Origin of the sequence: Streptomyces paromomycinus (assembly GCF_003865155.1) — a bacterium.
In the GTDB taxonomy this organism is placed as follows: domain Bacteria; phylum Actinomycetota; class Actinomycetes; order Streptomycetales; family Streptomycetaceae; genus Streptomyces; species Streptomyces chrestomyceticus.
The window spans coordinates 2370846-2385261 of record NZ_BHZD01000001.1 but is presented as its reverse complement, the minus strand read 5'-3'; the positions used below and the strand labels follow the sequence as shown (position 1 = coordinate 2385261).

The following is a 14416-nucleotide window of genomic DNA, read 5'->3' as shown; positions in this document are numbered from 1 at the left end:
CACCCCTGCGAGGTATGCCCATTCCAAGGCGGCTCATTTACCTTGGCTCCAGGATGCACATCGAAGGGGCGAATATGCGCAGATTCATCGGTGCGGTGATCGCGATCCTTTCCCTGGTGGGGCTGATTCAGGCGCCTTCCGGAGCGGCGGCAGCACCCAGGACGAAAACCTCTCCGCCCGTCACTTCGCCGAAGGACGATCTGGACGAACCTATCCGCACGTTCGTGAGATGCGATGGCGGGCACATCACCTTCGGATACACGGGGGACAGGCGCACGGACAGTGACTGGTTCGGCCTGTACGTCGGGAAGGTGAACCGCGACAACCCGTACCAGAACATGGCGAACTATAGGGACTCCTGGGGCATTACCCATTGGATGTGGCAGTGGTCCTCATGGGAGAAGGAACGCCGATCGCCTTTCCAGCGAGGAAGGTTCCAAACCGTCTACTGGTCGACCGACGGGGGTAGTTACTACCCCTGGAGGATGACGGTCCCACAAAACTTCAACTGCTCTTGAAATAGCGAGAGGTGAGAGCAGAAAGCGCCACCCGTCGTTCTCCAGACTGTGACATGTCCCAGGGACGCTGGAGCGAGCGCCCAGCTCCACCCGGCGCACGGCGCGCTTCGAAACGACATCCTGCGTTCGAAGGCGTCGGTGCCGTCTCCGGCTCGTACCGCAGTTTCCGGCACAGTTTCTTCCGCGTGGCGACCCGGCCGCTGCGCCGAGCAGGACTCAACGGAGGCCGGTCGGCGTGCCCAGCCGGGGACACGGATCGTTGACGGAACATGAGACGCACCTGCGCTGTGATCGGCCTGACCGCCCTTGCCACCGGCCTGACCGCCGCTCCCGCCCTGGCCGGCGGCATTCTGCCGATCGCCTCACCCACCTTCGGCACCTCCTGCGCCAACCACGGCGCAGCCGGTGCCAGCGCAGCGACCGCCCACAGCACCGGCACGGCCGACGGAAACTCCGCCGGCCTGCCGGTCAGCGGTCCCTTCCACCAGTGCGGTGGCGCCGACTTCCCGAACCTGTCCGCCGCCGAACGCACGCTCCTGTCCGCCTCCGACCCTTTGCTCGACATCCTCAGCGTCCAGGTCCTGCCGCCGTCCTGACCCCACAGCAGGCGGCGCCCGGAAGTACCGGAATCCCGGAGTGCTCGGAGGAGAAGAGCGACAGCGCGCGGACGGTCATGGTCTGCTCGCCCGAATGCTTCAAGAAGTTCCATGCCGGCCCCGGGCCTGGGTCGGACGGCGAGAAGGCCCTCGCCTCCCGCACTGTCAAGAAACGACCACAACCGGTCGGAGGCCCGGCCGACACCTACCACCTGCAGGTGCGCGGCCCCGACGGCTTCTTGCACGAGTTCGCCGGCCGTGGCGCCACCGGGGCCGGCGAACCACGAGGCTGCCCCGGCACGTCAGCCCCGCACCGGGCGAGGGCCTCCTGGAGCTGGCCCTCATCCACCATGGCGCGGGTCGTGCGCGCATCGCCGGTCAGTGCGCGGGCACCCGCCGGACGCTGTCCCTCGCGGCAGGCCGGAGCATCACCTACCGCATCTCCTGCCGGGCCGGCATCCACTGGCACGAAGTACTGGTCACCAGCGCCGAGCGCCCCGGTTTCCGGCGGTCACCAGGTGAGGGTGGTGGTGGCGCCGGTGGTGGAGTGGGTGCCGTCCAGGCCGACGGAGGTGACGGTGAGCGTGGTGGTGGTGTCGCTGCCTTTGTCGAGCCGGTCGAGGTAGTAGACGGTGTTGGGGGTGGCACCGAGGTGGGCGGCAGTACCGGTGCCGCGGTGGAGGGCGTAGTGGCGGATGGCGCCGGTTTCGGCGGGGGGCGTCCAGCGCAGGCGCAGGGCCTTGCGGTCGGAGCCGGTTGCGGTGGCGTGGTCGATGGTCAGGCCGGTCGGTGGCGGGGGCGCGGTGAAGGTGCCGTTGTGCAGGGCCATCTGGCCGACCTTGATGTCGTAGGCGAGGTCGGTGGGCGCGCTGCGGTCCAGGTGGAGTTTGAGGCCGAGCTGGACGAGATTCTTCCCGCTGTAGGCGGACAGGTCGGCGGTGTAGGTTTTCCAGCCGCTGGTGTCGGTGGTGCTGAGCTTGACGGGCACCAGGTCGGTGGGCTCTCCCCCCAGGGCGATCAGGGCGCAAAAGCTGAACTTGGCATCCGAGGGGGTTTGGGCCCGCACGGTGAGTTGCGTGTCCGTGGCGAGGGCGAGCTGCGTCTGGTAAAGGCGTACGCAGGCCTCGTAGCGAGGGGCGAGGGCGCCGGTCAGACGCAGGCAGGAGCCGCCTTCCCAGGCGTCGTCGAAGGCCAGTGAGGCGGCCAGGCGGGAGTTGCCGGTGCAGCAGGTGATCCACCGGTAGGTGGGCAGGATGTCCTGCAGGGACAGGTTGGCCCAGCCGGCACCGCCCTGGCTCACCTTGGCTCCGGCGTGGTGGTAGGCGGTGCCGTGGCCGGCGTTGAAGTGGGTGACGAACGGCAGCGAGGTAATGGTGGTGCGCTCGCCGATGTGGGCGGCGATGCCGGGCCAGCCGGTGTCGGAGGGATTGTGGCAGGGGCCGGTCCAGAAGTCCGCCTCGGCGCGGTAGAAGTGCCCCAGCCAGGCGTCCTTGGGTTCTTTGGGCTGGTTGGAGACGGTGTGTGCGGCATACAGGGCCAGTGAGCCGCGGTGCGAAGCGCCTACGGGGCACACCAGCCGGGCCAGGGCCGGATTCTCGGGGACGTCGCGCACCAGCTCCAGCCCGTAGTAGACGTCCAGAGGGTCACGCGTGATCTTCTTGGCCGTGGCGATGGACCGCGTGATCGCCGCGTTGTCCCAGCCGTAGTCGATGAAGACCGAGTCGCAGACCCTCTTGCTCCCGTCCTGCAGGTAGAAGTCGTTCCTGCGGTCACCGGCGCCGGTCAGTTCGCGGCGGCCGCCCTCGTACCAGGTGAATTCCACGGTGGACTTGGCGCGCGCGTAGGCCAGGGCGGCGCGCAGGCCGGCCTCGGTCACCGCATCGGTGGGGGTTTCGTAGTTGATGAACCAGCCGTCGAAACCGAAGTACCGGGCGGCCTCGATCAGCTTGTCCGTCACCGGGTAGGTGACCGTGCCGTTGACGGTCTTCGTCCGCACGAAATCCTCGACCCACGCTTTGTTGCCTCCGTCGCCCGTGGGCGGGAAGAAGACGCTGCCGTAGACCTTGACGCCGTTGCGGTGGGCGGCGTCGGTGACATGCCCGTTGGGCGGGCAGATCAGCCCCGCGTCGGCCACACCGGCCCAGAAGACCAGCACGTCCAGATACTGCCAGTGGCTGAAGGCGTAGTAGCGGTGGTCCGAGACGCCCTGGGGCCAGTTCTGCCCGGTGCCCCAGAACTGTGCACACGACATGACGCGGCCCTCCCCGGCGCGGGCCCTGCTGTTCGCCCGCAGCTCCGGGGCCTGGTCCTTCGCACGCGGGCGCAGCGCAACGACGCTGCGGTTGAAGGGCGCGTTCACGTCCGTGGCCGCCGACCACTTCAGGATGCTCGCGCAGCCCGTGGGCAGTGTGGGGCCCGGATGCCAGTACGGCACATAGGGAGGCGCATCCTTGCCACTCGCGCGGTCCACGAGGGTGCTGGCGGGCCGAGGGGCCTCGGAGCCGGGAGGGTGGGTGGTCATCGTCTCTGCTTTCGTCGCCGGTAGACGCAGGTGCTGCTCCCAGCCCAGCAGCGGTCTCGGCGCCCGCCACCGGGGACCGGCAGATACCTCAGGACTTCACTCCCGCGTGCCGAACCGTCCTGTCCGGGCTGCTGCCTGCCCGGCGTTACCGTGCCCGGGATGGACGTGGGGGAGTGGCTGGCCCGGCGGCGCAAGCCCGAGGTGTGGGCGGCCGTGGCCGACGGGCAGCGCGAGCGCCTGGAGGCCGCCGGCGTCACCCCGCTGCCTCCGGCCCCGGTGCCGGTCCCGGCGGATCCGGACGTGCCCGCTGAGCCGTCCACGGCGCCCGTGAGCCCCTTCGAGAGGGACATCGGCCCTTGACGCAGCACAAGGGCGCAGCCGATGCCCGCTGTCGCCCCCTGACGTTCGTCCTCACCGCCGGGCAGGCCGGGGACGCACCCTCCTGCGAGGTGGTCATGGCCCGCCAGTGCGTTCCCCAGCGGCGTGGCCGCCCGCGCACGAGGCCGGACGTGGTGCTGGCGGACAAGGCCTACTCATCTCGCGCGACCCGTGCCCACCTGTGCAGGCTCGGCGTCCGGGCGATGATCACGATACCGGCGTGGCCACCGGCTGCGGCGCGGGACAGGCGTGCCGTGGCCGGGCCGCTACCGCGCCGCCATCGCCGTGGCTTGGTTCCGAGCGGCGGTACACCGGTTATCCGGTTGCGGTGCTGTCGGGAGGGAAGGGGGCGTCGTCAATCTGCCCCAGAATTTCCCACAGACCTTTGGATGCTTCGACGAATGTGGCCAGAGTACCCGCCACTCCGGTGTTATGGAGTTTCGCCGCGAGATTCGTCGCCGCTTCACTCCAGGGACTGAAGCAGACCTCTCTCACTGCACTTCGCGAAAAACGCAGTTCGACCATGCGCAGGGCTTCGAAAAGATAGTTCAACAGAAAATCGACGTCCTGGACGTGTCCTGGCAAGGTATCCGTCAGGTCGTTCGTCAGGATCTGGCCCTGGGCCTTCACCTTCCCCGTTCGGACTCTGAGGGTTTCGGGGTCGGGAATCGGTGAGGGGTCGGTGATGGCCTGCTGCATGTCGACGATGGCGCGTGCGGGTCAGTCGCCGGGTGGGAGTGTGAAGTCGTGGACGGACGAGTCGAAGGCCGCGTACTGGTCGTAGCCGAGGAGTTCGTACAGGCGGGAACGGGGCTGCATCCGGGGCAGCAATGCCTCTTGCGTGCCGTCGGCGGCGAGGGTGCGCAGGCCGTCCTCGACGGCGCCCATCGCCAGGCGCAGCAGGGTGACGGGGTAGAGGGCGATGTTGTAGCCGAGCCGTTCGAGGGTGGCCGCGCCGAGCAGCGGGCTCTTGCCGAACTCGGTCATGTTGGCCAGCAGCGGTACGTCCACGGCGTCCCGGAACGCGGCGAATTCCGCCTCGCCGCGCAGTGCTTCGGGAAAAATCGCGTCGGCGCCCGCGTCCACGTAGGCGCGGGCCCGGTCGATCGCCGCGTCCAAGCCCTCCACCGAGCGGGCGTCCGTACGGGCCATCAGCAGGAAGTCCGGGTCGCGGCGCGCGTCGGCGGCGGCCCGCAGCCGGCGCGCCATCTCCTCGCGCTCCACCACCGCCTTGCCGTCCAGATGACCGCACCGCTTGGGGTTCACCTGGTCCTCCAGATGCAGCCCGGCCAGTCCGGCGTCCTCCATCAGCTGGACGGTCCGGGCGGCGTTCATCGGCTCGCCGAAGCCGGTGTCGGCGTCGATGAGGGCGGGCAGGCCGGTGACCCTGGTGAACTGCTGGGCGCGGGCCGCGATCTCGGTGGAGGTGGTCAGTCCGATGTCGGGCAGCCCGAGGTCGGCGGCGAGCACCGCGCCGGACAGGTAGCAGGCGTCGAAGCCGGTGTCCTCGATGAGCTTCGCGGAGAGCGGGTTGAGCGCGCCGGGGACGCGCAGCAGCCGCCCGGAAGCGAGTTTCGTACGCAGGTCACGGCGCCGTTCGGCGGCGGTGGTGCGGGTGTGCAGCATCAGAACAGGCCCTTCGGGAGCGTGGCGTCGTACGCGGCGAGGGCGTCGGCGTCCACGGCGGGGAAGAGGCCGTCCAGTCCGGTCCCGTCCGGTCCGGTCCTGTCCAGTCCGGTCCCGTCCAGCGCGGGCAGCCCGTGGGCCGCCGCCAGGAACCGGTCCTGCGCCTCGCCCGTCACGACGCCCTCGGCCAGCGTGCGGAACTTGGCCGCGTAATCGTCCCGGCCGAAGGGCCGCGCCCCGGCGGGGTGCGCGTCGGCCACCGCCAGCTCGTCCTCGATCACCGTGCCGTCGGCCAGCGTCACCACGGCCCGGCCGCCGAACGCGCGCCGCTCCGGGTCCGGATCGTGGTAGCGGCGCGTCCACTCCGGGTCCTCGACGGTGCTGATCTTCCGCCACAGCTCCACGGTCTCCGGCCGCGCGGCGCGCTCGGGCGCGTACGAGCGTTCGTGGTGCCAGCCGCCGTCCTCCAGCGCCACCGCGAAGATGTACGGCACCGAGTGGTCCAGCGTCTCGCGGCTCGCGCGCGGATCGTACTTCTGCGGGTCGCCGGCCCCGGAGCCGATCACCTGATGCGTGTGACGGCTGGTGTGCAGCACGATGCCACGCACCTTCTCCAGCGGCCCGGTCCGCTCCCGCAGCCGCCGCGCCAGGTCGATGACGGCCTGCGCCTGGTACTCGGCGGAGTGCTCCTTGGTGTACGTGTCGAGAATCGCGCGCCGCGCCTCACCGGGCTCCGGCAGGCCGACCGTGTACACCGCCTCCGGGCCGTCCAGCAGCCACGCCAGGAACCCGTCCTCGCCCTCGTAGACGGGCGACGGCGAACCCTCGCCGCGCATCGCCCGGTCCACCGCCTCGATCGCGGTCTTCCCCGCGAAGGCCGGGGCGAACGCCTTCCAGCTGGAGATCTCGCCCTTGCGGGACTGCCGCGTCGCGGTCGTCGTGTGCACCGCCTGCTGTACGGCCTGGTACACCACCTCCGTCGGCAGCCGCAGCAGCGCACCGATGCCGCACGCCTGCGCCGCGCTCAGGTGGGCGACATGGTCGATACGGTGCCGGTGCAGGCAGATGCCCCGTACGAGCGCCACGTGCACCTCGTACGCGGCGATGATGCCGCGCAGCAGGTCGGCGCCGCCGCGCCCGGTGTGCTGGGCGACGGCCAGCAGCGGCGGGATGCTGTCGCCCGGGTGGGCGTAGTCCGCGGCCAGGAACGTGTCGTGGAAGTCCAGCTCCCGTACGGCGGTGCCGTTGGCCCAGGCCGCCCACTCGGGCGAGACCCGCAGACCGCCCGCACCGAAGACCGCGGCACCGGGCGCGCCCGGATGCGGCCTGGCCTGGGCGCGGGCCACGGCCACCGGGCGGCGGCGCAGCGAGGCCACGGCCACCGCGGCGTTGTCGACGATCCGGTCGGCGGCCGTCGCCGCCGCGTCCGGGTCGAGGTCCGGTGCGTCCTGGGTGCCGGTGGCGACGGCCGCCAGCTTCCAGGCCAGCTGCTCCTCGCGCGGCAGCCGGCCGGCGCTGGGGTGGACACGTACCTGATGGTCGATCACGGGACTCCTCGGAGACGGTGCGGGACACGGCGTCCCACGCTGCCGAGCCTGCCCCGCCGAGGGCCCCGCCGCGACCGCTCCATCCTGCGGATTTCCTCCCGTCCCGGACCGCCGACCGGCGAAACCTGCGAATGCTACGTTCGCAGCAGGCGACGGAACGACGGCGCACGCGACGAAGGGACCAGCCGCATGCCACGACCGCCCGTCCGCAAGATCTACGCACACGCCAAGCTGCGCCGGCTCCGCCGCGAACACGGCCTCAACCAGGTGCAGCTCGCCCGCGCGCTGGGCATCTCCACCAGCTACCTCAACCAGATCGAACAGAGCCAGCGTCCGCTCACCGCCCCCGTCCTGCTGCGCATCGCGGAGGTCCTCGGCGTCGACGCCGAGCACTTCTCGGAGGCCGACGAGGAACGCCTCACCACCGACCTGCGCGCCGCCCTCGGCGACGAGGCGTGCGGCACCCCGCCGCCCGCCGAGGAGATCGCCGAGGTCGCCCGCGACCACCCCGAGGTGGCCCGCGCCCTGGTCGCCCTGCACCGCCGCTACCGCTACGCCACCGAACAGGCCGCAGCCCTCGCCGGGCCGGACGACCCCACCGTCCTGCCGCCCGCCGAACCGCACGACGAGGTACGGGACTTCTTCCACGCCCACCACAACCACGTCGACGCGCTGGACACCGCCGCTGAGCACACCGCAGCCGAACTGGGCCTGCGCCCCGCCCGAGCGGCCGACGCCCTCACCGCGCGCCTCGCCGAACGACACGGCGTACGGGTCGTCCAGGCCGCCCCCGGCCGGTCCCCCGACGTCCGCCGCTACGACCCCGAAGCGGGCCTGCTCTTCCTCTCGCCCTGGCTCACCGAAGGCCGCCGTGCCTTCCAACTGGCAACCCAGCTCGCCCTGCTGGAACACCCCGGCCTCCTCGACACCCTCACCGCCACCGCCCACCCCTCCTCACCGGAATCCGCCGCCCTCACCCGCATCGGCCTCGCCGACTACTTCGCGGGCGCGCTCCTCATGCCGTACACCGCCTTCCACGCGGCCGCCGAGGAACTCCACTACGACATCGAACTCCTCCAGGCCCGCTTCGGCGTCGGCTTCGAAACGGTCTGCCACCGCCTCAGCACCCTCCAGCGCACCGGCCGGCGCGGTGTCCCCTTCGCCTTCCTGCGCGTGGACCGGGCCGGCAACATCTCCAAACGCCAGTCCGCCACCGACTTCCACTTCTCCCGTCTCGGCGGCACCTGCCCCCTGTGGACGGTCTACGAGGCGTTCGCCGCCCCCGGCCGCGTCCTCACCCAGGTCGCCGAGATGCCGGACGGCAAACGCCACTTCTGGATCGCCCGCACCGTGACCCGCGGCGGCTTCGGCCACCATGCCCCCCGCGCCGACTTCGCGGTGGCCCTCGGCTGCGAACTCCGCCACGCCCACCGCCTTGTCTACGCGGCAGGCATCGCCCTGGACGACCCCCGAGCAGCCACCCCCATCGGCCTCGGCTGCCGCCTCTGCGAACGCCGCGACTGCGCCCAGCGCGCCCGGCCCCCGGCAGGCGGCCGCCTCGCCGTCGACCCGGACCGGCGGACGCATGTGCCGTATCCGGTGGTCGGGGCCCGCCCCGGCGCGGCGGGCCCCGAGGACGCTCACCGGTGAGTGAACTCCGCCGCCCGCTTCTCCACGAACGCCGTCATGCCCTCCTTCTGGTCCGCCGTCGCGAACACCGCGTGGAACAGGCGGCGTTCGAAGCGGACGCCCTCGGCGAGGGTGGTTTCGAAGGCGCGGTTGACGGCTTCCTTGGCCATCATGGCGACCGGTGCGGACATCGCCGCCACCTGTCCGGCGACGGTGCGGGCCTCGGTCAGCAGGTCGGTGGCCGGTACCACCCGCGAGACCAGGCCCGCCCGCTCGGCCTCCGTCGCGTCCATGGTGCGGCCGGTCAGGCAGAGTTCCATCGCCTTGGCCTTGCCGACGGCGCGGGTCAGGCGCTGGGAGCCGCCGATGCCCGGGATGACGCCCAGTTTGATCTCGGGCTGGCCGAAGACGGCGGTGTCGGCGGCGAGCAGGATGTCGCAGAGCATCGCCAGTTCGCAGCCGCCGCCCAGCGCGTGCCCGGCCACTGCCGCGACGGTGGGGGTGCGCAGGGCGCCGAGGCGGTCCCAGGCGGTGAACCAGTCGCTGAGGTACATGTCCATGTACGACTGCGGGCGCATCTCCTTGATGTCGGCTCCGGCGGCGAACGCCTTCGCCGAGCCGGTGATGATGATGCAGCCGATGTCCGGGTCGCGGTCCAGTTCCTCGGTGGCCGCCACGACCTCGGTCATCACCTGGAGGTTGAGGGCGTTGAGTGCCTTGGGGCGGTTGAGGGTGAGGGTGGCGGTGCGGCCGGTGCGCTCGACGAGGATCGTTTCGTACGGGTGGGTAGGGGAGTCCACGGGAGTGGTGGTGTCGGTCATGCGGTGGTTTTCCCGTTCTCAGTGGTGGGGCCGGTGACGGTGCCGGAGCGCTGCCTGATGGTGCGGACGATGCCGGAGAAGTCCTCGGCCGCGCCGTCGCCCTCGGCGAACGCCGCGTACAGTTCGGCGGCGCGCAGGCCGAGTTCCGCGTCCACACCGGCGGCGCGGACCGCGTTGGCGGCCAGGCCCAGGTCCTTGGCCATCAGCGGCGCCGCGAACCCGGGGCGGTAGCCGTGGTTGGCGGGGCTGCCCGGTACCGGGCCCGGCACGGGGCAGTTGACGCTCAGGGCCCAGCACTGACCGCTGGCGGTGGACGCCACGTCGTACAGGGCCTGGTGGGACAGGCCCAGACTCTCCCCGAGGACGAACGCCTCGCTGACGCCGATCATCGATATGCCGAGGATCATGTTGTTGCAGATCTTCGCGGCCTGCCCGGCGCCCGCCGCGCCGCAGTGCACCGCCTTCTTGCCCATCGCCGCGAGCAGCGGCTCGGCGCGCGCGAACTCCGCCTCGCCGCCGCCCGCCATGAACGTCAGCGTGCCGGCCTCGGCCCCGACCACCCCGCCCGAGACCGGTGCGTCCAGCGCCTGGTGGCCGGCGCGTACGGCGGCTTCGTGGGCGGCGCGGGCGTCGGCCACGTCGATGGTCGAGCAGTCGACGAACAGGGTGCCGGGGCGGGCCGCCGCGAGCAGCCCGCCGTCCTGGTAGAGGGCCAGGACGTGCCGGCCGGCGGGCAGCATGGTGAGCACCACGTCCGCGCCCGTCACGGCGGCGGTCGCCGAGGCGGCCGCTTCGACACCGGCGTCGGCGGCCGCCGCCAGTGCCTCCGGTACGAGGTCGAAACCGGTCACCCGGTGACCGGCCTTGACCAGGTTGGCGGCCATCGGGCCGCCCATGTTGCCGAGGCCGATGAATGCGACGGTGGCGGGTTCGCTGTTCCCCTGCGGTGTCTCCGTGCTCACCAGGGCACCTCCTGCGTGGCGGCCCCGTCGGCGAGCCCCAGTTCGCGGGCGCCGAGCGGGGCGAAGAACCGGGCCACGTCCTCGTCCGTGACCTCGGTGAGGGTGGCGGGGGACCAGCGCGGCGCGCGGTCCTTGTCGATCACCTGTGCGCGGATGCCCTCGACCAGGTCCGGCGCGGTCAGCGCCGCGCACGAGACGCGGTACTCCTGGTCCAGGACCCGCTCCAGCGGCCCCAGGCCGCGGGCCCGGCGCAGCGCGGCCAGGGTCACCTTCAGCGAGGTGGGGGACTTGGCGAGGATCGTCTCGGCGGCCTCCTTGGCCTCCGGGACGCCGCTGCCGAGCAGCCGGTCCACGATCTCCTCGACGGTGCCGGCCGCGTAGCAGGGGTCGATCCACTCGCGGTGGGCCGCCAGTTCGCCCTCGGGCCCTTCCTGTACGTACCGGGGCAGTACCTCGGGCACCGCGTCGGCGGCGAGGTCCGTCAGGAGCCCCGGCACCCGCTCCGACGGGACGAAGTGGTCGGCGAGCCCGCACAGCAGCGCGTCCCCGGCCCCCACCGGCGCCCCGGTGAGCGCCAGGTGCGTGCCCAGTTCCCCGGGCGCGAGCGCCAGCAGGTAGGTGCCGCCGACGTCCGGTACGAAGCCGATGCCGGTCTCGGGCATGGCGACCTTGGAGCGCTCGGTGACGATCCGTACGCTGCCGTGCGCCGAGACGCCGACGCCGCCGCCCATCACGATGCCGTCCATGACGGCGACGTACGGCTTGGGGTAGCGCGCGATACGGGCGTTGAGCCGGTACTCGTCGCGCCAGAACGCGGCGGAGGCCGCGCCGTCGCCGGCCCGCGCGTCCGCGTGGATGGCGCGGATGTCGCCGCCCGCGCACAGGCCGCGCTCGCCCGCACCTGTGATCACCAGGGTCTCCACCGCGGGGTCGTGCTCCCACGCGTCCAGGGCCGTGGAGATCCGGCGCACCATGGCATGGTCGAGGGCGTTGAGGGCCTTCGGCCGGTTGAGGGTGAGGTACGCCGTGCGGCCCTCGGTCCGCAGCAGTACGGAGTCGTCGGTCATCGGGCGGCCCCCGCCCCGGCGCGGGTGCCGCCGGTCTTCGCCCCGGTCAGCCCGCGGGCCACGATCACGCGCATGATCTCGTTCGTCCCTTCCAGGATCTGGTGCACCCGAAGATCGCGGACGATCTTCTCGATGCCGTACTCGCTCAGGTAGCCATAGCCCCCGTGCAGTTGCAGCGCACGGTCGGCGACGGAGTAGCCCGTGTCGGTGGCGAACCGCTTGGCCATCGCGCACAGCTGCGGCGCCTGCGGATCCGCCCGGTCCAGCGCCTCGGCCGCCTGCCGCACCAGCGCGCGGGCGGCGGCCAGCTCGGTCGCCATGTCGGCGAGCCGGAACTGCAGCGCCTGCGCCTCCAGCAGCCGGCTTCCGAACGCCTCCCGGTCCGCGAGGTACGCCTGCGCCGCGTGGAGCGCGCTCTGCCCGCCGCCGAGCGAGCAGGCGGCGATGCCGAGGCGGCCGCCGTTCAGCCCGCTCATCGCGATGCGGAATCCGTCGCCCTCCGCACCCAGCCGCCGGTCGGCGGGGAGGCGCACCTCGTCGAGGATCACCTGCCGGGTGGGCTGCGCGTTCCAGCCCATCTTCTTCTCGTTGGCGCCGAACGACAGCCCCGGATCGTCGCGCTCCACGAGGAACGCCGAGATGCCGCCGGGGCCGTCCTCGCCGGTACGGGCCATCACCACGTACACCTGTGAGGTTCCGGCGCCGGAGATGAACTGCTTGACGCCGGTCAGCACGTAGTCGCCGCCGTCGCGCACCGCGCGCGTGCGCAGCGCCGCCGCGTCCGACCCGGCGCCCGGCTCGGTCAGGCAGTAGCTGCCCAGGTCGGCCATCGAGCACAGGCCGGGCAGCCAACGGGCGCGCTGCGCATCGTCGCCGTACCGGTCGATCATCCAGGCGACCATGTTGTGGATGGAGAGATAGCCCGCGATGGACGGGCAGGCGGTGGCCAGCACTTCGAAGACCAGCACGCCGTCCGCGCGGCTCAGCGCGGAGCCGCCGCACTCCTCCCGTACGTAGATCCCGCCGAGCCCCAGTCCGGCGGCCTTGCGCAGCACGTCCACGGGGAAGTGCTTGTCCTGGTCCCAGGCCACGGCGTGCGGCGCGATGTGCTCCTGCGCGAAGTCCAGCGTCGTCTCGACGATGGCGAGCTGGTCGGCGGTGAGCGAGGTCAGCGAGGCGGCCGTGGTGGCGGTGGTCATGACGCTCATCGCGCTCAGCCCATCGTCGGGAGGGTGAAGCTCGCGCCCTCCTTGACCCCGGAGGGCCAGCGCGAGGTGACGGTCTTCGTACGGGTGTAGAAGCGGATCGCGTCCGGGCCGTGCTGGTTGAGGTCGCCGAAGCCGGACCGCTTCCAGCCGCCGAAGGTGTGGTAGGCGACCGGCACCGGGATCGGCACGTTCACGCCGATCATGCCGGTGTTCACCCGGCGGCTGAAGTCCCGCGCGGTGTCGCCGTCGCGGGTGAAGATGGCCACGCCGTTGCCGTACGGGTGCTCCGTGGGCAGCCGCAGTGCCTCCTCGTAGTCCGCGGCCCGTACCACCGACAGGACCGGGCCGAAGATCTCCTCCTGGTAGATCCGCATGTCCGGGGTGACCCGGTCGAAGAGCGACGCGCCCGCGAAGAAGCCGTCCTCGTGGCCGGGGAGGGTGAAGTCCCGCCCGTCGACGACGAGTTCCGCGCCTTCGGTGACGCCGAGGTCCACGTAGGCGCGGACCCGGTCCAGCGCGTCCCGGCTCACCAGCGGCCCGAAGTCGGCGTGCGGGTCGTCGGAGCGGCCGATGCGCAGCGTGCCGACCCGCTCCTTGAGCCGCGCCACCAGCGCGTCGGCGGTCTCCTCGCCCACCGGCACGGCGACCGAGATCGCCATGCAGCGCTCGCCCGCCGACCCGTACCCGGCGCCGACCAGCGCGTCCACCACCTGGTCGAGGTCGGCGTCCGGCATCACGATCAGGTGGTTCTTGGCGCCGCCGAAGCACTGGGCGCGCTTGCCGTGCGCGGCGGCGGTCGCGTAGATGTGCGCGGCGATCGGTGTCGACCCGACGAAGCCGAGCGCCTCGACACACGGGTCCTCCAGAAGCGTGTCCACCGACTCCTTGCCGCCGTGCACGACGTTGAGGATGCCCGGCGGCAGCCCCGCCTCCAGGAACAGCTCGGCAAGCCGCAGCGGTACGGACGGGGCCCGCTCGGACGGCTTCAGAATGAACGCGTTGCCGCAGGCGATGGCCGGCGCGGCCTTCCACAGCGGGATCATCGCGGGGAAGTTGAACGGGGTGATCCCGGCCACCACCCCGATGGGACGGCGCAGCGAGTGGACATCGATGCCGGTCCCGGCGTTGTCGGTGAACTCGCCCTTGAGCAGGTGCGGGATGCCGACCGCGAACTCCACCACCTCCAGGCCGCGCTGGAGGTCACCGTGCGCGTCCGCGACCGTCTTGCCGTGCTCGCTCGACAGCAGCCGGGCCAGCGCGTCCCGCTCGCCCTCCACCAGGCGCAGGAAGTTCAGCAGGACACGGGCACGCCGCTGCGGGTTCCACTCGCCCCACTCGGGCTGGGCAGCCGCGGCGTCGGCGACGGCGGCCGCCGTCTCGCCCGGGTCCGCGAGCGGCACCCGGGCCTGCACGGTGCCGGTGTTGGGGTCGTACACGTCGCCGTGAGCACCCGATGTTCCCGGTACGTGCTTGCCGCCGATGAAGTGGGTCAGTTCTCGGACCATGGGGGCCTGCTCTCGTCAGGTGGGATCCGGGGATGGCA

12 protein-coding genes and 1 pseudogene are annotated in these 14416 nt (G+C 71.8%); 4 read left to right on the top strand and 9 right to left on the bottom strand.

The annotated features are described in order from the left end of the window. Positions 1-787: 787 nt before the first annotated feature. Positions 788-1114, top strand: coding sequence for a hypothetical protein (locus OEIGOIKO_RS09555; RefSeq protein WP_125053685.1), 327 nt, complete (start codon positions 788-790; stop codon positions 1112-1114). 511 nt (positions 1115-1625) lie between these two features. Here OEIGOIKO_RS09555 and OEIGOIKO_RS09550 read toward each other — a convergent pair. Beyond that, positions 1626-3635, bottom strand: coding sequence for an endo-beta-N-acetylglucosaminidase (locus OEIGOIKO_RS09550; protein ID WP_125053684.1), 2010 nt, complete (start codon positions 3633-3635; stop codon positions 1626-1628). A 159-nt stretch (positions 3636-3794) separates the two neighbouring features. Between OEIGOIKO_RS09550 and OEIGOIKO_RS43745 the strand changes: the two genes are divergently transcribed. Beyond that, on the top strand, positions 3795-3995 hold the full coding sequence (locus OEIGOIKO_RS43745; protein ID WP_307721224.1) for a hypothetical protein: 201 nt from the start codon (positions 3795-3797) through the stop codon (positions 3993-3995). A 14-nt stretch (positions 3996-4009) separates the two neighbouring features. Then, positions 4010-4285: pseudogene (locus OEIGOIKO_RS43880) on the top strand (IS5/IS1182 family transposase); the annotation flags it as partial. A 43-nt stretch (positions 4286-4328) separates the two neighbouring features. Here the strand turns inward: OEIGOIKO_RS43880 and OEIGOIKO_RS09540 are convergent. From OEIGOIKO_RS09540 to OEIGOIKO_RS09530, 3 genes are read right to left on the bottom strand one after another with little or no spacing between them, the layout of a single operon-like run. Further along, positions 4329-4712, bottom strand: a complete 384-nt coding sequence (locus OEIGOIKO_RS09540) for a hypothetical protein (RefSeq protein WP_125053683.1) — start codon at positions 4710-4712, stop codon at positions 4329-4331. A gap of 21 nt (positions 4713-4733) precedes the next feature. Further along, positions 4734-5639, bottom strand: a complete 906-nt coding sequence (gene prpB / locus OEIGOIKO_RS09535; RefSeq protein ID WP_125053682.1) for a methylisocitrate lyase — start codon at positions 5637-5639, stop codon at positions 4734-4736. Beyond that, positions 5639-7186 carry an MmgE/PrpD family protein gene (locus OEIGOIKO_RS09530; RefSeq protein ID WP_125053681.1) on the bottom strand — a complete coding sequence of 516 codons (1548 nt, stop codon included), beginning with the start codon at positions 7184-7186 and terminating at the stop codon, positions 5639-5641. Before OEIGOIKO_RS09530 ends, prpB begins: the two co-directional genes overlap by 1 nt. 189 nt (positions 7187-7375) lie before the next feature. On the opposite strand from OEIGOIKO_RS09530, the gene OEIGOIKO_RS09525 reads away from it, so the two are divergent. Then, the gene (locus tag OEIGOIKO_RS09525) at positions 7376-8836 is read left to right on the top strand and encodes a short-chain fatty acyl-CoA regulator family protein (protein ID WP_125053680.1); all 1461 of its coding nucleotides are present in this window, start codon (positions 7376-7378) and stop codon (positions 8834-8836) included. Here the strand turns inward: OEIGOIKO_RS09525 and OEIGOIKO_RS09520 are convergent. Genes OEIGOIKO_RS09520 through OEIGOIKO_RS09500 form a run of 5 tightly spaced genes read right to left on the bottom strand, consistent with a single transcriptional unit; the run spans position 8827 to position 14378 of the window. Next, positions 8827-9636: an enoyl-CoA hydratase gene (locus tag OEIGOIKO_RS09520; protein ID WP_125053679.1), complete on the bottom strand. Its 810-nt coding sequence runs from the start codon at positions 9634-9636 to the stop codon at positions 8827-8829. The two genes, OEIGOIKO_RS09525 and OEIGOIKO_RS09520, sit on opposite strands and share 10 nt — an antisense overlap. Continuing rightward, complete coding sequence (gene mmsB / locus OEIGOIKO_RS09515) at positions 9633-10598, bottom strand: 3-hydroxyisobutyrate dehydrogenase (protein WP_281288345.1); 966 nt, start codon at positions 10596-10598, stop codon at positions 9633-9635. Before mmsB ends, OEIGOIKO_RS09520 begins: the two co-directional genes overlap by 4 nt. After that, on the bottom strand, positions 10595-11665 hold the full coding sequence (locus tag OEIGOIKO_RS09510; RefSeq protein WP_125053678.1) for an enoyl-CoA hydratase/isomerase family protein: 1071 nt from the start codon (positions 11663-11665) through the stop codon (positions 10595-10597). The genes mmsB and OEIGOIKO_RS09510 overlap by 4 nt, the downstream gene beginning before the upstream one ends. After that, positions 11662-12873: an acyl-CoA dehydrogenase family protein gene (locus OEIGOIKO_RS09505; protein WP_371858903.1), complete on the bottom strand. Its 1212-nt coding sequence runs from the start codon at positions 12871-12873 to the stop codon at positions 11662-11664. Before OEIGOIKO_RS09505 ends, OEIGOIKO_RS09510 begins: the two co-directional genes overlap by 4 nt. Before the next feature lie 5 nt (positions 12874-12878). Next, positions 12879-14378: a CoA-acylating methylmalonate-semialdehyde dehydrogenase gene (locus OEIGOIKO_RS09500; RefSeq protein ID WP_125053677.1), complete on the bottom strand. Its 1500-nt coding sequence runs from the start codon at positions 14376-14378 to the stop codon at positions 12879-12881. Positions 14379-14416: the final 38 nt, after the last annotated feature.